The organism is Variovorax sp. Soil_C_33 (genome assembly GCF_057656935.1).
The window spans coordinates 153,195-169,572 of sequence record NZ_JBDGJK010000001.1 but is presented as its reverse complement, the minus strand read 5'-3'; the positions used below and the strand labels follow the sequence as shown (position 1 = coordinate 169,572).

Annotated in this window: 14 protein-coding genes; 3 read left to right on the top strand and 11 right to left on the bottom strand. The window is 66.8% G+C overall.

The window, feature by feature from the left end; translation table 11 throughout:
• Window positions 1-13: 13 nt before the first annotated feature.
• Window positions 14-1,540, top strand: a complete 1,527-nt coding sequence (gene ntrC, locus AC3A6B_RS00870) for a nitrogen regulation protein NR(I) (RefSeq protein ID WP_487834859.1) — start codon at window positions 14-16, stop codon at window positions 1,538-1,540.
• An 18-nt stretch (window positions 1,541-1,558) separates the two neighbouring features.
• Here ntrC and AC3A6B_RS00865 read toward each other — a convergent pair whose 3' ends face one another.
• The 4 genes from AC3A6B_RS00865 to AC3A6B_RS00850 form a co-directional block, all read right to left on the bottom strand.
• Window positions 1,559-2,071, bottom strand: coding sequence for a hypothetical protein (locus AC3A6B_RS00865; protein ID WP_487834858.1), 513 nt, complete (start codon window positions 2,069-2,071; stop codon window positions 1,559-1,561).
• Window positions 2,068-2,847 (bottom strand): exodeoxyribonuclease III, encoded by a 780-nt coding sequence (gene xth, locus AC3A6B_RS00860; RefSeq protein WP_487834857.1) that lies wholly within the window; start codon window positions 2,845-2,847, stop codon window positions 2,068-2,070. The genes AC3A6B_RS00865 and xth overlap by 4 nt, the downstream gene beginning before the upstream one ends.
• A 99-nt stretch (window positions 2,848-2,946) precedes the next feature.
• Window positions 2,947-5,118, bottom strand: coding sequence for a xanthine dehydrogenase family protein molybdopterin-binding subunit (locus AC3A6B_RS00855; RefSeq protein WP_487834856.1), 2,172 nt, complete (start codon window positions 5,116-5,118; stop codon window positions 2,947-2,949).
• The gene (locus AC3A6B_RS00850; RefSeq protein ID WP_487834855.1) at window positions 5,115-5,579 is read right to left on the bottom strand and encodes a (2Fe-2S)-binding protein; all 465 of its coding nucleotides are present in this window, start codon (window positions 5,577-5,579) and stop codon (window positions 5,115-5,117) included. The genes AC3A6B_RS00855 and AC3A6B_RS00850 overlap by 4 nt, the downstream gene beginning before the upstream one ends.
• A 166-nt stretch (window positions 5,580-5,745) precedes the next feature.
• On the opposite strand from AC3A6B_RS00850, the gene AC3A6B_RS00845 reads away from it, so the two are divergent.
• Window positions 5,746-6,669, top strand: coding sequence for a LysR substrate-binding domain-containing protein (locus AC3A6B_RS00845; protein ID WP_487834854.1), 924 nt, complete (start codon window positions 5,746-5,748; stop codon window positions 6,667-6,669).
• Window positions 6,670-6,738: 69 nt separating this feature from the next.
• Here the strand turns inward: AC3A6B_RS00845 and AC3A6B_RS00840 are convergent, their stop codons facing one another.
• A complete protein-coding gene (locus AC3A6B_RS00840; RefSeq protein ID WP_487834853.1) occupies window positions 6,739-8,589 on the bottom strand; it encodes a histidine kinase in 1,851 nt (616 codons plus the stop codon).
• A gap of 224 nt (window positions 8,590-8,813) precedes the next feature.
• On the opposite strand from AC3A6B_RS00840, the gene oxlT reads away from it, so the two are divergent.
• Window positions 8,814-10,157, top strand: coding sequence for an oxalate/formate MFS antiporter (oxlT, locus tag AC3A6B_RS00835; protein ID WP_487834852.1), 1,344 nt, complete (start codon window positions 8,814-8,816; stop codon window positions 10,155-10,157).
• Between the two features lie 40 nt (window positions 10,158-10,197).
• Here oxlT and AC3A6B_RS00830 read toward each other — a convergent pair whose 3' ends face one another.
• The 6 genes from AC3A6B_RS00830 to AC3A6B_RS00805 form a co-directional block, all read right to left on the bottom strand.
• Window positions 10,198-10,905 (bottom strand): response regulator transcription factor, encoded by a 708-nt coding sequence (locus AC3A6B_RS00830; RefSeq protein WP_487834851.1) that lies wholly within the window; start codon window positions 10,903-10,905, stop codon window positions 10,198-10,200.
• Window positions 10,906-11,057: 152 nt separating this feature from the next.
• Window positions 11,058-11,732, bottom strand: a complete 675-nt coding sequence (locus tag AC3A6B_RS00825) for a dienelactone hydrolase family protein (protein WP_487834850.1) — start codon at window positions 11,730-11,732, stop codon at window positions 11,058-11,060.
• A gap of 2 nt (window positions 11,733-11,734) precedes the next feature.
• Complete coding sequence (locus AC3A6B_RS00820) at window positions 11,735-13,081, bottom strand: erythromycin esterase family protein (RefSeq protein ID WP_487834849.1); 1,347 nt, start codon at window positions 13,079-13,081, stop codon at window positions 11,735-11,737.
• Window positions 13,082-13,098: 17 nt separating this feature from the next.
• Window positions 13,099-13,800, bottom strand: a complete 702-nt coding sequence (locus tag AC3A6B_RS00815) for a hypothetical protein (RefSeq protein ID WP_487834848.1) — start codon at window positions 13,798-13,800, stop codon at window positions 13,099-13,101.
• A gap of 109 nt (window positions 13,801-13,909) precedes the next feature.
• Complete coding sequence (locus AC3A6B_RS00810; RefSeq protein ID WP_487834847.1) at window positions 13,910-14,926, bottom strand: AI-2E family transporter; 1,017 nt, start codon at window positions 14,924-14,926, stop codon at window positions 13,910-13,912.
• 147 nt (window positions 14,927-15,073) lie between these two features.
• Entirely contained in the window at window positions 15,074-16,378 is a 1,305-nt protein-coding gene (locus AC3A6B_RS00805; RefSeq protein WP_487834846.1) for an NAD(P)/FAD-dependent oxidoreductase, read from the bottom strand.

Sequence of the window (16,378 nt, the reverse complement as noted above, 5' to 3'; positions counted from 1 at the left end):
AACAAGGAACTGCATGAAGCCGATCTGGATAGTGGATGACGACCAATCGATCCGCTTCGTGCTGGAAAAGGCGCTCTTGCGCGAAGACCTGCCGACCCGCAGCTTCACCAACACGCGCGAGGTGCTGGCGGCGCTCGAAGCCGCGGCCGACGACGAGATGCAGGGGCCCCAGGTGCTGGTGAGCGACATCCGCATGCCGGGCGGCTCGGGCCTCGAACTGCTCGACAAGATCAAGGCCAAGCATCCGAGCCTCCCGGTCATCATCATGACCGCCTTCTCCGACCTCGACAGCGCCGTCTCGGCCTTCCAGGGCGGCGCCTTCGAATACCTGCCCAAGCCCTTCGACCTGCCGCGCGCGGTCGAACTGATCCGCCGCGCGGTCGACGAAAGCCAGCGCGAGGAAGTGTCCGAGGAGCGCATGGCTGCAGCGCCCGAGATGCTGGGCCAGGCACCGGCGATGCAGGACGTGTTCCGCGCCATCGGGCGGTTGTCGCAAAGCAACGTGACGGTGCTGATCACCGGCGAATCGGGCTCCGGCAAGGAGCTGGTGGCGCGCGCGCTGCACAAGCATTCGCCGCGCGCCAGCGGCCCCTTCGTGGCGATCAACACCGCCGCCATCCCGAAGGACCTGCTCGAAAGCGAGCTCTTCGGCCACGAGCGGGGCGCCTTCACCGGCGCGCAGACCATGCGCCGCGGACGCTTCGAACAGGCCGAGGGCGGCACCCTGTTCCTCGACGAGATCGGCGACATGCCTTTCGACCTCCAGACGCGTCTTCTGCGTGTGCTGAGCGACGGCCATTTCTACCGCGTTGGCGGCCACAACTCGGTCAAGGCCAACGTGCGCGTGATCGCGGCCACGCACCAGGACCTGGAGCAGCGCGTCAAGATCGGCGGCTTTCGCGAAGACCTGTTCCACCGCCTCAACGTGATCCGGCTGCGGCTGCCGGCCCTGCGCGAGCGCGGCGAAGACGTCCCCGCGCTCACGCGCCACTTCCTGCAGCAGAGCGCCAAGCAGCTCGGCGTCGAGCCCAAGCGCATCTCCGATGCGGCGCTCGCACAGCTCGCGACCTTCTCATTTCCGGGCAACGTGCGGCAGCTGGAGAACATCTGCCACTGGCTGACGGTGATGGCGCCGGCGCAGCTGATCGAAGCCAAGGACCTGCCGCCGGAGGTGATGGCCGGTTCTGCCGCAGCCGTTGCGGCGCCGGGTGCCGCCGCTGCCGCCGCAGCGGAACACGAAGCCGCGGCGGCCCCTTCTGTGGCTGCTGCCGTGGCCTCGGCCCCGGCTTCCGCGGCACCCGCCGCGCCCGCTGCCCCGGTCGGCTCGGCTTCGTGGGAGGCCGGGCTCGAACAGGAGGCCCAGAGCCTGCTGGCGGCCGGCCACAACGACGTCTGGGACGTGCTGTCGCGCCGTTTCGAATCGCGCCTGATCCTTACGGCGCTGGCCAACACGCGCGGCCGCCGCATCGAGGCTGCGCAGAAGCTCGGCATCGGCCGCAACACGATCACGCGCAAGATCCAGGAACTCGGCCTGGAATAACTGCAGGCGCGCCGACGCTCAGCGGCTGCGCTGTCCCAGCGTCAGCGTATCGAGCTGGAACTGGCCGCTCTTGTCCCACAGCCAGGTATCGACGTAGGTGTGCGCACCCAGCTTGCCCGGGGCTGGGAGGGGGGAGGCCTCGCGGATCAGCTCGGCGATCTTTCCGCTCACCTCCGGCGCATGGCTCGGCGTGCGGCTGAAGTGCACGCCCGTGACGCGCCCGCTGCTGTCGACCTCGGTTTCGGTCACCACCACCGCATACACCAGCGGCGGAATCTTCCCCTTGTAGATGCGCTGGGGGTACTTGCTGTAAATGTGCCGCGCGCCGACCTTGCGGTAGGCGCGCACGGCCGGCGTCTGCGGGGTGATGAGCCGCACGGTCGGCGCCTTTTCCGACGGCTTCGAGGGTTCTTCCGCGGGGGCTTTGGCGCCGGGCGAGGGCACTTCGTCGGTGGCACTCGGCTTCAGCGCCGAGCAGGCGGAAAGGCCGAGCACGGCCGCGAGCAGGGCGAGGTGAAGGATCCGTTTCATGCGTTGAGCTCCAGGGTTACGGGTGCGTGGTCGCTGGGCTTGTCCCACTTGCGCGGCACGCGGTCGATGGTGCAGCTCTTTGCATGCGGCACCAGCTGCTCGCTCACCAGGATGTGGTCGATGCGCAGCCCGCGGTTCTTCTGGTAGCCCAGCATGCGGTAGTCCCACCACGAGTAGCTCTTCTCGGGCTGCTCGAACAGGCGGAAGCTGTCGGCGAGGCCGAGTCCCAGCAGGGCCTTGAAATGGTCGCGTTCCTCGGTCGTGTGATGAATGGTCTCGGCCAGCCCGACGGGGTCGAAGCTGTCGCGGTCCTCCGGCGCGATGTTGAAGTCGCCGAGCAGCACCAGCCTCGGGTGCGCAGCGAGTTCCTCGCGCAGCCACTCGCGCATGGCGCGCAGCCAGCTCATCTTGTAGGCGAACTTCTCGGTGCCCGGCGCCTGGCCGTTGACGAAGTAGCCGTTGACGACGCGCAGCTCGCCGGCCGGCGTGTCGATCGTGGCGCTGATCACGCGCGAGTGATCGTCGGCGAAGCCGCCGATGTTCTTCGCGATGTCGCGCACCGGAGCGAGGCTCAGGATCGCGACGCCGTTGTAGGTTTTCTGGCCGAACACCGCCGCGTGGTAGCCGGCCGACTGCAGCACGTCGAGCGGGAACTTGTCGTCGCTCATCTTGAGCTCCTGCAGGCACAGCACGTCGACCGGGTTGGCGATCAGCCAGTCGAGCACGTGCTGCAGGCGAGCGGTGAGGGAATTGACATTCCAGGTGGCAATCTTCATAGAGCGCAAGAGTACCAGTTGGGGATCTCCCATGCCCGCGACAGCGCCAGTGCGCTTGGTGCGCAGTCCGTGGCTGGCTAGAGTAAAAAAAGCGCGATCTCAAGCCGAGTTAGGGCGCAGAGGCAAGCTACGCAGCCGTTGGCCGGTGGCGGCAGACACGGCATTCGCAAGGGCGGCCAGTACAACCGACGTACCCGGTTCGCCAATACCACCTGGCGCTTCCCGGCTGGGCAGGATGTGAACCTCGACCCTCGGGGCCTCTGACAGCCGCAGTAGCCGATAGTCATGGAAGTTGCTTTGCTCGACGCGGCCGGCCTTGATGGTGATCTCCCCCCACAAGGTTGCGCTGACGCCGAAATGGATGCCGCCTTCCACTTGAGCCTTTACCGTGTCGGGGTTGATGACCATGCCGCAGTCCACCGCGCAAACGACGCGGTCGACAGCGATGTCACCAGAAGCGTCGACCGTCACCTCGGCCACCTGGGCCAGATAGCTGCCGAACGCGGCCAGCACCGCGACACCGCGGCCTCGCTTGGCGCCCTTGGCCGCCGTGGGGCGCAAGGGCGCGTCCCAACCCGCCTTCTGCACCGCCAGTTCCAAGACCGAACGCGCGCGCGAACGCTCGGGCAGCAACTCCAAGCGGTAGGACACGGGGTCCTTGTTGGCCATCAAAGCCAATTCGTCCACGAAGCTTTCCACCACGAAGCAGTTGTGCGTCGGCCCCACGCCGCGCCACCAGCCCGTGACCAAGCCGGCCGCCGGCTCCTCGCGCACGTAGTCGAGCCTGGACGCGGGCCATTCATAGGGGCCCAACCCAGCCTCGATCGCATCGAGATCCAAGCCATTGCGAAACAGCCCCGGCGCAACACGAGCCACGATCGACGAGCCGACGACCCGGTGAGTGATGGCGATCGGGCGACCTTGCGAATCGATGGCTGCACTGAACTGGTCGACGTAGGCCGGCCGCAGGATGTCGTGCTGAATGTCCTCCTCTCGCGACCAGATGAACTGGACCGGACCTTGCACATTCCGCGACAGGGCCACTGATTGCTCGACGTAGTCGGCTTCCAGCCTGCGGCCGAATCCGCCGCCGATCAGGTGATTGTGGATGCGGATCTTGTCGGCCGTCAGTCCCGATGCGCGCACCGCAGCGTCGCGAGCGCGCGTCGGCGCCTGCGTTCCCACCCAGACGTCGCAGCCATCCGCACGGAGGTCCACGGTGCAGTTGATCGGCTCCATCGCCGCGTGAGCGAGAAACGGCGAATGGTAGGTGGCCGTGAGTCGCTTGGTCGCGCCGCGCAGCGCCGCATCTGCGTCGCCCTGCGCACGCGCCACCGCAGCATCTTGCCGCGCGAGACCGCCCTCCAGGCCCTTGCGGATGCTGGCAGTCGAGACGCTCGCCGCCAGCCCGTCATCCCAGACGATCTTCAACGCTGCGAGCCCCTGCTTCGCGGCCCAGGAGTGATCTCCGATCACCGCCACGGCGTTGTCGATGCGCACCACCTGGTGCACGCCTGGCAAGGCCAGTGCCGCCCGATCTTCCACGCTCACCAGCTTGCCGCCTAAAGCGGGGCTTGCCGCAACAGCGGCATAGCGCATCTTCGGCAACCTCGCATCGATGCCGTACCGCGCACGACCATCGACCTTCTCGGCGGCATCGAGGCGCTTGAGCGGACGCCCGATGAGCTGGAAGGCTTCCGGTGCCTTGAGGGTGACTTGCTGCGGCAACGGCAAGTCGCCTGCCCGCCGGGTGAGTTGCCCGTAGGCGAGCTGCCGATCGCTGGGCGCGTGGATCACGACGCCGTCCTGGACGCGGCACTCGGCTGCCGCGACACGCCATTCCTGTGCCGCCGCCTCTACGAGCATGACGCGCGCCATCGCGCCTGCCGTTCGAAGCGGCTCCCAAGCACCCTGAACAGAGTTGGAGCCCCCGGTGATCTGTGAGCCGCCGGCTCGGGGGTTGCCATAACGGGAAGCGTCAGGCGGCGCATGGGCGAGCTTGACGCGAGCGAGCGAGATTTCAAGTTCCTCAGCGATCAACATCGACAAGGCCGTGTAGGTGCCCTGGCCCATCTCCACGCGCGGAATGGTCAGCGTGATGGTGTTGTCGGGATCGATTCGGATGAACGCGTTCGGTTCGAAGGGAGAGGGCTTCTCGGTGGCGGCCGGTGCGTCCGCTCCCACCGCACTGTTGAATGCCACGCCAAGTGCGAGCGATCCGCCAGCGACCAGGAAGACCCGCCGGGAAATGTCGTGCGAATACGCGTTCATGCCTTGCCCCCGGCATCGGCCGCACGATGGATGGCCAGGCGGATGCGCGAGTAGGTGCCGCAGCGGCAGATGTTGCCGGACATCGCCGAGTCGATCTCGGCGTCGTTGGGTTTGGGCGTTTGGCTGAGCAGCGCGCAGGCCGACATGATCTGCCCGGACTGGCAGTACCCGCACTGCACCACCTCCTCTTCGAGCCAGGCCTTCTGCACGCTGCGCCCCAGCGCCGTCTGGCCGACCGCCTCGATGGTGGTGACGCGCTTGCCGCTGACCGACGACAGCGGCGTCTGACAGGAGCGGATGGCCACGCCGTCGAGATGCACGGTGCATGCCCCGCACAATGCCATGCCGCAGCCAAACTTGGTCCCAGTCAGGCCGAACACGTCGCGCAGCGCCCAAAGGAGCGGCATGTCGCCCGGCAGGTCGAGCTCAGTCCGCTGGCCGTTCAGTTCAAAGTTCAGCATCTCAAGCCACCGCGATCGAGCCGAGGGGCGTGAAGATGTCCGATGGCGTATGCACTTTCAACATGGGAGCTCCTGCGGCTTTGTCAGAGAATGGCATTAGGCATGCGAAAGGCGTCTCCGGCGATGCGCTTTGGTCATCTCATGCCATCTAGCATTGGCATGGCAAATGACTGAGATCTCGATCACCGCATTGCGCGTGTTTCGCGCTGTAGCGCGCTGCGGCAGCTTCACCGCCGCCGCTCGCGATCTTGGCTGCGCTCAATCGGCGATAAGCCGGTACATGGCCTCTTTGGAAGAAGGCTTGCAGCAGACGCTGGTATTGCGCGGCCATCGCAGCGTGCAACTCACCGCTGCAGGCGAGCTGTACCTCGAGACAGTCAATCGCGCGCTCGATGAGCTGGATCATGGCGCGATGCGAGTCGCCAGGGCCGGCGAGCGACCGACGGTCAAGGTGCTGGCGATGCCATCGTTCGCTTCACGCTGGCTCATCCCCCGGCTGACGCGGCTGCAGCTCGCGCGCATCGACGTCGAGATCGAGCTGGCCACATCGATCTGGGATGCCGATTTCCGGAAGGAGCGGTTCGACCTCGCAATCCACTACGGGGACGGCTCCTGGCCTGGCGCGAAGCTTCTGATGCATGACAGTCTCGTTCCGGTGGCGTCACCCCGGCTCCTGGGAGGGCAGCGGCTCGCGCGCATCGGCGACATGGATCGTTTCCCTTGGCTGCATGACTCTCTGCGAAGCAGCAAGTGGCCTCAATGGCTTGCGGCCTGCGATGCGGGAAGGTTGGCGAGTGCCCGGAACATGAAGTTGCAGGACACCGAGGCAACGCTCACTGCCGCCGTCGCCGGCCTCGGCATCGCCATCGGCCATGTCGTACTGATCGACAACGATATTCGGGAGGGCCGCCTGCTGGAAGCATGGCCGCGGCATACGCCACTGGCCGCCGGCTATCACCTGATCCTGGCCAAGCGAGCTGCGCGAAACCAGGCCGCGCGTGCGCTGGCAGAGTGGTTGATGAACGAGGCCATTGAGTTTCGCAAGACGTTGCAAGCGCCCGCGTCTGAGCGCCGGTCCGATGCAAGCTGATTCCCGCTCCTTTTGATGGCCCGCAGGCATGGAGAGTCAATCGATCGGCGGAACTTCGAACACGCGGAACTACGCCGGTAGAGGCTGCGGATCCGGACCCGCGCTCCGCCCGCGTTGCGTCCAGCGCAGCGACACGCAGGTGCCTTCGCCGCAGCGGCTGTCGATGCGCAGCCGGGCGCCAATCGCGTCGGCCTGCTCCCGCAGCCCCACAAGTCCGTAGTGCCCCGCGGCGCCTGCGCTCGGCTCGAAGCCGATGCCGTCGTCGCCGATCTCCAATTCCACGTCGTCGTTCGCAACGCGCTGCAGGCGGATCACGAGTCGCCGCGCGCCGGCGTGATGTTCGACGTTGCGCAGCACTTCCTCGCACATGTGGAACACGGTTGCCGCCGGCTCGGCCGCCAGGGCAGACAATGCGGGTTCGATCTGGCAGTCGAGTTCGATGCCGGAGCGCTCGCTCAGGCTCTTGGCCAACTCGGCCAGCGCCGCACCCAGCCCGATGTCGCGCACCGGGTTGCTGCGCAACTGGTCGATCGCGCGGCGTGCCTCGTCCAGACCGTCGCGCGCCGCCCGCTCGGCCCGAACCAGCTCGTCCGGCAGCGCGTCGGGCCGGCTGGAGGCCAGGCGCTTGAGCACACGGATCTCGGTGAGCATCGCCATCATGGAATGCGCCAGCGTGTCGTGCAGCCCGCGCGCCAGGCGCAGGCGTTCGCGCACCACCGCGGCATCGCGCGATTCCTGCGCCAGCCGGTTGATCTCCTCGGTGCGCTGCCGCACGCGTTCGTCCAGCTCGGCATTGAGCCGGCGCAGCTCGTCGCGTTCGCGCTGCAGCGTATCCAGCAATCGGTCGAGCGCACTGCCCAGCCGCGCGGCTTCGTCGACACCCTGCGGCACCTCGATGCGCGTCGCGCTCCCGGCCAGCACTGCGTCCGCCGAATGGGCGATCACGCTCACGCGGCGCGTGAGGCGGTGCGCCACGATGATGCCGGTGACGGCGGCGGCCAGGCCCAGCAGACTCAGCACGACCGAGATGCGCCATTCAATGGCTGTCGCAAAGTCCGCGACCGATTCGACCGGCTGAATCACCACGCCCTGCCAGCCGAGCCGGCGCAGCGTGCCGTCACGGGCATTGGGCGGGGTCGCGATCAGGTAGGGCCGGTTGTCCAGGAGCCGCCTTGTCCGGATGCGCGTGGGCAGATCGGATCCGTCGTTCCCCAGGCCGGCGACGGCGGGATCGAAGGGCGTCACCGGATCGCCGACATCGCGCCAGCGCTGCCCCAGGAGAGCACTCGGCCCGTGGCGCACGATGCCGTCGCGATCTATCAGCAGCCATTCGCCCGGCGAGGCGCGGATCTCGGCCACCATCTTCTGCACCCAGCTCCAGCTCAGGTTCGCGGCGACGACGCCGATGATCGCCCCATCGGCGTTGCTCACCGGCGCGGTGAGCTTCAGGAAGCGTTCGCGCGGCGAGCGACCTTCCTCGATCCACGCGGCATCCAGGCCTTGCGAGATCCACGCGTGCTGATTGACGTTCTGGCCGACCAGCTGCTCGTCGGTCGCTGCGACGATGAAGCCGTCGGCATCGGTCACCGCGAGCCAGATCAGGTCCGGCACGCCGCGGCGTACCGCCTCGAGCGATCGCTTCAGGCGTTCGCCTTCGCTGTGCTGCACGTGCTCGGACAGCATGGTCGCCACCACGCTGACCGCCTGCAGGCGCAGCAGCAGTGCGGTGTCGAGTTCGGCGTTGACGTGCTCGGCCGCTGTTTCCAGGCGCTGGCCGTGCTGCTCGAGCAGCGTCGCACGCACGAAGCTGCGCAGCCACAGGTTTGCCGCGAGCGCCAGGCACAAGGTGAGCGCAATCAGCAGCCAGCCAATCGCGGCAGCCATGGAGCGCCGTGGATCGATGCGACGTGCGAGGTTCATTGGCGGCGCATTCTCGCAAATGACAGCCATGACTTTCGGCATGGGGACTTCCCCTGAGCCCTCGGGGTTTTCCTCGATCCGCCGAGTGACTTCCGGCAGGCGCGCCGGCGGCCGTTTGCGGGAACAGTTGCGTTCCATCGCGATCCGTGCCCGCAGCGCGATTGATTCCCAACCCTGAACGTGCCGCGACGCGATCGGCGCGACATTGAATGGAGACGAAGCGAATGAACACCACCTCACCGACACAGACCGCATCCGACGCGCCGACGCGCTTGTTCGACAACCGCTGGCTGCAACTGGCTGTCGGCATCGTCTGCATGATTGCCACCGCCAACATCCAGTACGCATGGACCTTGTTCGTGCCGGAAATCCAGGGCAAGTTCGGCTGGGAGCGTGCGTCGATCCAGATCGCCTTCACCATCTTCGTGCTTGTGCAGACCTGGCTGGCGCCGATCGAAGGCTATTTCATCGACAAGTTCGGACCGCGCCTGATCGTTGCCTTCGGTGCGCTGTTCATCGGCGCGGCCTGGGTCATCAACTCGCAGGCGACGACGCTGATGGGCTTCTATATTGGCGCAGCGGTCGGCGGCATCGGCGTGGGCTCGATCTACGCCACCTGCATCAACAACGCGCTCAAGTGGTTCCCCGATCGGCGCGGCTTGGCGGTGGGCCTGACGGCAGGCGGCTATGGCGCCGGCTCGGCCGCCACTATCCTGCCGATCGCCGCGATGATCGAATCCTCGGGCTTCCAGCATGCCTTCCTGTTCTTCGGCCTGCTGCAGGGAACGCTGGCTTTCCTCGCGGCCTGGTTCCTGCGCGCGCCCAAGGGCGGCGAGGTGCGTGCGTCGACCAAGCTCATGCAGAGCCGGCGCGACTACACGCTGGGCGAAGCGCTTCGCACGCCGCTGTTCTGGCTGATGATCCTGATGTTCTCCTGCGTCGTCACCGGCGGCATGATGGCCGTGGCCCAGCTGGGCGTGATCGCACAGGACCTGGGCGTGAAGAACTTCAAGGTCGACCTGTACTTCGTCACCATGGCGGCGCTGCCGCTCGCCCTGATGCTCGACCGCGTCATGAACGGCATCTCGCGCCCGCTGTTCGGCTGGATTTCCGACCACATCGGCCGTGAGAAGACGATGGTGATCGCCTTCACGCTGGAAGGCCTGGGCATCATCGCGCTGGGCTACTTCGGCCACAACCCCTGGGCCTTCCTCATCCTGTCGGGCGTGGTCTTCCTGGCCTGGGGGGAGGTGTATTCGCTGTTCTCCGCGCTGGCGGGCGACGCCTTCGGTACCAAGCACATCGGCAAGATCTATGGTGTGCTGTACTGCGCCAAGGGCATCGGTGCGCTGTTCGTGCCGCTCGGCAACCTGATGATGGAGGCCACCGGCACCTGGTCGACCGTGCTCTACACCGTGGCGGGCCTGGATCTGTTCGCCGCCTTCCTCGCGATCGTCGCGCTGCGGCCGATGCTGGCCAGGCATGCGGCCGGGACGGCTGCTGCGTCGCCTTCGCCGGCGGTCGAGCTCGCGATGCCCGGGCTGTCGCCGGCCGGCCGCTCGGCCTGACCGGAGGCCTGTGCCGCCGCACAGGCCTGAATGGTTTGTCTCAGGGCTTGCCCTTGCGCGCGAGCACCAGCACCGCCAATTCGGTGCGGGTGTTCGCGTGAAGCTTTTGCATGATCCGGCTGACGTGGTTCTTTGCCGTCCCCTCGGCCAGGTTGAGCGTCGTGGCGATCTGGCGATTGCCGTAGCCCTTGGCGATCAGTTCGAGCACGGCGGCTTCGCGTTCAGTCAGCGGTTTGGTCGCATCGGGCTGCGATAGCTGGCCGGGCGCGGCGGCCTGCGTCGCGGCGCGGGCATCCGGCGCCGGCGGAGGTAGCGGCTCCTGTGCGACGCGATCGGCCAGCAGCCGGAACTGGTCCATCACCTTGCGCGCGATCTGTGGCGTCAGCCGCGACTCGCCGCGATGCACCGCCCGGACAGTGTCCAGCACCTCTTCTTCCGAGGCGTCCTTGAGCAGGTAGGCCTGCGCGCCGGCACGCACCGCGTCGAAGACCAGGTCGTCGCGGTCGAAGGTGGTCAGCACCATCACGCGCGTGTGCGGCAAGGCGGCCGAGATCTCGCGCGTCGCCAGCACGCCGCCCTTGCGCGGCATGTGCAGATCCATCAACACCACGTCCGGCAGCAGGCGGCGGGCCAGCTCCACGGCTTCCGCGCCGTCGGCCGCCTGGCCGACGACCTTGATGTCCGGCGCGGCGTCCAGCAGCATGGCCATGCCACGACGGATCAGTGCCTGGTCGTCGGCGATCAGCACGCGGATTCGCGGCGCGGCATGCGGGGTGGGGGAGGACGGTTCGGCAATGGCGCTCATGGCAGGGCTGATTGTGCCCCGAGGTGCACAGGGTTTGCCTGATGCGCTGTCTGGCCTTGGGCGGATCCCTCATGCCGGCGACAGCGCTGTACTTCCTAGAGCGGACGGTCGAGATGGCCGAGGAACCAGTCGCGCGCCAGCGCGGAAACAGTGTCGAGCGCGCCGGGCTCTTCGAACAGGTGGGTCGCCCCAGGCACGATCGCAAGCTGCTTCTGGCTGTGCAGCAACCCGAGCGCTTGCCGGTTCAGATCGATCACCGCCCCGTCGTTGCCGCCGACGATCAAGAGCGTGGGCGCGCGAACGCGTGCCAACGCTTGCCCGGCCAGGTCCGGCCGGCCGCCGCGGGAGACCACGGCGCGAACGGTATCGGGTCGCTGCGCCGCCGCCACCAGTGCGGACCCAGCCCCGGTGCTCGCGCCGAAATAGCCGATGTTCAGGGTGACAGTCCGCGTGTCGGCGCGCAGCCAGTCGGTCAGCTCGACCAGCCGTTCGGCGAGCAGTTGGATGTCGAAACGCAGTTGGCGTGTGCGTTCGTCGATAGCTTCTTCGGCGGGCGTCAGCAGGTCTGCAAGCACGGTTGCCAACTGAGCCTCGTTGAGCTGCCGGGCAACCTGGCGATTGCGCGGACTGAAGCGGCTGCTCCCGCTTCCATGCGCGAACAGCACGACTCCGCGGGCCGTGCCCGGCAGGCTCAGGTCGGCCTCGAGCACCGCGCTCCGCAAATCGATTCGAAGCGCGAGCTGCTCCACCGATCCTGGTGCGGAGTCCATGGCTACACCCCCGAGGGATAGGTCTCAGGCGCCTCGGCGTCCTTCCATCCGGTTTCGCGCTCCAGCGGCTCGACCGCACGTGACTCGTCGACGTGAAGCAGCGCGTCGAATTGCGCCGGCAGCCGAGCGAAGAAGTAATGGCTCTGGCGCTCGGTGCCGGGGCGGTAGATGACGCCGATCGCACGCTCGAGCCGAGCTTCCTGCAAAGCCAGAACGTGGCTGCCTCCGCCGCGCAAGGGCAGCATGAACCGACCGAATCCGGTCTCGTGCATGAGGCCCTCGTAGCTGTCGGATCGTGAGGGCAGAACCTGCTTGCGCTCGGCCGCTGCGCCCCAGTCGGATGCGGCGGTCACGGTGCCGGCGTGGGTCGTGAAGCCGACCAGCACCGCATCGCGGCCATGGCGTTCGCGCACCAGCTGGCCGACGTTGAGTTCGCCTCGCCGCTGACCCATCTCGGTCGCGCGCGCATCGCCGAGATGGGAATTGTGAGCCCACACCACGATCCTGGGACGCTCGCCGTGCCGCCCCAAGTGGCGCTCCAGTTCGCCCAGCGTCTCGCTCATGTGCTGGTCGCGCATGTTCCATGAGGACACGTCGCTCAGGTACATCGAGCGGTAGTACGCCTCCGCGTTCTTGACCAGGCGGGCGTTCTGTTCGGCGTCGAACGCCTCTTCCTCATCCGCAGCGCTGCCGCCGCGTCCGGCGGCAGCGGCGCGGCGGCGCATCTCGACCAGCATGCCGATCACCTCCTGCTCGCACGACAGTGCGGACCCGAGGCCGACCATCAGGCCGTAGACCTGGCTGTCGTCGCCGAACTGGTCGAAGCAGGCATAGCGCTCGCGGGCGCGCCGCGCCGATTCGGCATCCGTCTTGTCGAAGTACCCCAGCACGGCCTCCATCGAAGCCATCAGGCTGTAGAGGTCGAGTCCGTAGAAACCTGTTCTTTCCCGTGCCGGCCTGGCGTCGTTGAAGGCGCGCTGCCATTTGACGAAGTCGAGGACATCGGTGTTGCGCCACATCCAGGTCGGGAAGCGCTTGAAGCCGGCCAGCGCATCGAACGCGGTCGCGTCGCCGCTCGTGCCTCGCACGAAGCGATTGATCCGGTAGGCATCGGGCCAGTCGCCTTCGATCGCCACGGCGTCGAAGCCTTTTTCGGCCATCAGGCGCCGGGTGATGTTCGCGCGCTCGCGGTAGAACTCGTGCGTGCCGTGAGAAGCCTCGCCGAGCAGCACGAGGTGCGCGTCGCCGATCAGCTCGAGCAGCGCATCGTGGTCCTCGTCAGAGCCGCTCAAGGGTTGCGCCGCGAAACGCAGCGCGTCGACCTCTTTCGAAATGTTGGTCGATTTCATCGCCTCTCCTTTCCTGTTCAGGGCCGGCTGCGCCGGTTGGCGAACAGGCAGCCGGCCGCGAGGCCGATCGCGAATGCGAGGTACATGGCGGACATGGCAGGCTTCGACAGCCGATGCTCGAAACCGGGTCTGAGCCTTTCCGGGGTGACGGTGTAGTCGACCACGCACGAGAACGCAGCCGCCGCCGTGGCGCCTGCCAACGCAGCAGGAATCGACTGGGCGCTTGGCCGATTGCCGTACAACCACGCATACAGGGTCGCCCAGAAGGTGGCGGCGAGGTGGTGAGTGAGGTAACCCAGAGCGGTATGACGAAGGGTGGCGCGGTCGGCAGCTAGAGACTCTTTTCCCCATAGCCAGTGACTGGTTGCATTGGTCGGCGCAACGGCACTGCCTGTCTCGTGGCGGCCCGCCAGCATCAGCGCTGCCGTGGACAGCACGCTCGCTCCGGCGCCGGCGATGAGTCCGGTGCGCAGCGCCGACCGTGGCCGCGAGTCGAGCCGCCTGGAAGATTCGCGCGCCACGCGAGCCTCGCCGGCCGCAGGGGGAATGACTCTGCTCGTGGTGACCGATACGGGATCACTGGCCGGGAATGATTCTTCCACGCCATGGTCCAGCGCCGATTCGGTCGGCTCCTGCGCCAAGGGCCCTTCCTGCTGGAGCGGCGCGTCGTGGTTCTCGGCGGTAGGAAACCGGAACGCTTCAGTGGTGCTTTGTGCCATGTTCGGACTCCTTTCAGAATCCAAACATCGCGCGATCATGAGCTCCCCGCATGTGGGCGGTGGTGCCCCTTGATGTAGGGATTTTTCTCGAACCGGCCGTCTACCCCGGTCAGGAACCGGCAGGTGGCGTGTCGGCGGCCCGGCCAGCGGCCGTGCGGTCGTGCCAGATGTCTACCGCCGCGATGGTGACCGCGAGTACGAGAGGCCCCAGGACGAGCCCGGATGCGCCGAACAAGAGCAGGCCGCCGACGATCGCGATGAAGACCAGCAGCGTATGCAGGCGCAGCTTGTTGCCGACAAAGACGGGGTAGAGAAGATTGTCGATGAGCGCAACCACCACCGAGCCCCAGATGGTCAGAATCAGCGCCTTCTCCCAGCTGCCTTCCATCGCCAGGAGAATGGCAGCGGGAATCCAGACGATGGCCGCGCCCATGATCGGCAGCACCGACAGCACGAACATCACCGCGCCCCACAGCAGTGGTGCCGGCAGGCCGAGCCACCAGAACATGAGACCGCCCAGCAGGCCCTGAACCGCTGCCACCAGCAGCGTTCCGAGAACGCTCGCGCGAACAACCTCTGCAATCCGCTTGAAGAGCCGGCTGGTCTCGCGTGTCGTCAACGGCAGTGTCGAACGCAGATAGCTCAATGCCTGTTCCCGATCGCGCAACAGGTAGAACAGTGCGAAGAAGGTGATCAGGAGCTCCATGCCCGCCCACAACGAGCCGGCCACCAGCCTCGACAAGCCCGGTGCGATCCGCTTCGACAGCTCTTCGCCCGAGGGGGAATGCCGTACGACCAGGGAAACGAGCGGTGCCAATGCCGGATTGCTGCGAATCGCCTTGTTGATCCTGCTCTGCACCGATTCCGAACGCAGATTCTCCCAGCCCTCGTTCACCTTGCTCGCGACACTCGGCGCCGTTGCGGCGATGGGGACGGCAATGAACACGATCAGCGCCGCCGTGGCCAAGCCTGCACTGACATTGCGATGGGGAATCCGCCTGGCCAGCCATTGATGCAGCCGGTAGCCGATGATGGCCAATGCCAGCGCCCATGCCAGCGCTGGAACGAAGGGCTGCATCAGCTTCCAGCACAGGTAGAGCGCCAACGCGGTGATCACGATCAGCACCAAAGCCGAGGTACGCGCTCGCGTGAGCCAGCCGGCGTCGTTTCGCTCCTCGGGATCTGCAGCTTCTGGCGATGAAGGTTTCGGCATCGAGCGCAGGATACATGGCGCCTGGACGTCCTACCACCCGGACCCTCGGGAACGCCGGGCTCACAACAGGTCGCGAAAGCGGTAGTACAGCATCCCGAGGACCAGCGCCGGCGTGCGAAGCAGGGACCCGCCCGGGAAAAGGTGATGCCTGATGCGTGCGAACAGATCGAAGCGCTCCGCTTGCCCCGCGATGGCTTCGGCCGCGAGCTTTCCCGCGATGCCTGCCAGCGCGACGCCGTGGCCGGAGAAGCCCTGAAGGTAATAGATGTTGTGGCCGACCCGACCGAAGTCGGGCGCCTTGTTCATGGTGATGTCGACGAAGCCGCCCCAGGCGTGAGGAATCTCCAGATCGGCCAGTTGCGGAAACACGCCGAGCATGCTCTTGCGGATTCGTGCGATGAGGTTGCGCGGTGTGGTGGCGCTGTAGCTGTCGCCTGCGCCGAACAGGAGCCGGTGATCGGCGCTCAAGCGAAAGTAGTCGAGCACGAAGTTGGTATCGGATGCCGCCGGCCGTCTTCGCATGAGAACGTCTGCGCGCTCCTGGCCCATCGGTTCGGTAGCAATCATGTAGGTGCCGACCGGCATGATCCGTGCCGACACTTCGGGTGCCACGTCGTCGCCGTACTCGGCCAGATAGACGTTCCCTGCCAGGATGACGAAGCGGCACCGAACCTCGCCCTGCGCCGTCTTGACGACCGGCTTGTCGCCGCGGTCGATCACATACGCGGCAGAGTTTTCGTGGATGCGCACGCCGGCTGCATGGGCGGCAGCCGCCAGGCCGAGGCAGTATTTGAGCGGGTGCAGGTGGCCGGAGCCGGGGTCGAACACGCCAGAGTCGAAACGTCCGCTGGCCAGCCACTGGCCGATGTCGCCGGGGCCGATCCACTCGAGCGGGTATCCGTAGCTCTGCATCACATGGTCCATCCATCCGCGCAGCGTGCGCGACTTGGAGGGCTTGACTGCGAGGCTCAAGAAGCCGGACTGCCATTCGCAATCGATGGCATGGCGCTGGATGCGCTCGCGCAGAAGGCGCAGTCCTTCCACCGAAATGTCCCAGGCCCGCCGCGCGTCCTCGCGCGGGAACTGCTTTTCGATCGCGCATTCGCCGTCCGAACCGAAACCGACGATCACCTGGCCGCCATTGCGGCCCGAGGCGCCCCAGCCGATGCGCTGCGCCTCGAGCAGCACCACAGCGTAGCCGCGTGCAGCCAGTTCCAGCGCGGCCGACACGCCTGCGTAACCGCCGCCGACCACGCAGACGTCGGCGCTGGTGACCTCGGCCAGCGACTGCGTGGGAGCGGGTCGCCGGACGCTGGCCTCGTAGTAGGAGTTCTCGATGACGCCGAGTTCTTTGCGCAGCAGCAA

Excerpts from the sequence above, each read along its gene's own strand:
- AC3A6B_RS00865 (WP_487834858.1), bottom strand. The coding sequence starts at position 2,071 with ATGAAACGGATCCTTCACCTCGCCCTGCTCGCGGCCGTGCTCGGCCTT.
- AC3A6B_RS00845 (WP_487834854.1), top strand. The coding sequence starts at position 5,746 with ATGACTGAGATCTCGATCACCGCATTGCGCGTGTTTCGCGCTGTAGCG.
- AC3A6B_RS00850 (WP_487834855.1), bottom strand. The coding sequence starts at position 5,579 with ATGCTGAACTTTGAACTGAACGGCCAGCGGACTGAGCTCGACCTGCCG.
- AC3A6B_RS00815 (WP_487834848.1), bottom strand. The coding sequence starts at position 13,800 with ATGGCACAAAGCACCACTGAAGCGTTCCGGTTTCCTACCGCCGAGAAC.
- ntrC (WP_487834859.1), top strand. The coding sequence starts at position 14 with ATGAAGCCGATCTGGATAGTGGATGACGACCAATCGATCCGCTTCGTG.
- xth (WP_487834857.1), bottom strand. The coding sequence starts at position 2,847 with ATGAAGATTGCCACCTGGAATGTCAATTCCCTCACCGCTCGCCTGCAG.
- oxlT (WP_487834852.1), top strand. The coding sequence starts at position 8,814 with ATGAACACCACCTCACCGACACAGACCGCATCCGACGCGCCGACGCGC.
- AC3A6B_RS00855 (WP_487834856.1), bottom strand. The coding sequence starts at position 5,118 with ATGAACGCGTATTCGCACGACATTTCCCGGCGGGTCTTCCTGGTCGCT.
- AC3A6B_RS00820 (WP_487834849.1), bottom strand. The coding sequence starts at position 13,081 with ATGAAATCGACCAACATTTCGAAAGAGGTCGACGCGCTGCGTTTCGCG.
- AC3A6B_RS00825 (WP_487834850.1), bottom strand. The coding sequence starts at position 11,732 with ATGGACTCCGCACCAGGATCGGTGGAGCAGCTCGCGCTTCGAATCGAT.
- AC3A6B_RS00840 (WP_487834853.1), bottom strand. The coding sequence starts at position 8,589 with ATGAACCTCGCACGTCGCATCGATCCACGGCGCTCCATGGCTGCCGCG.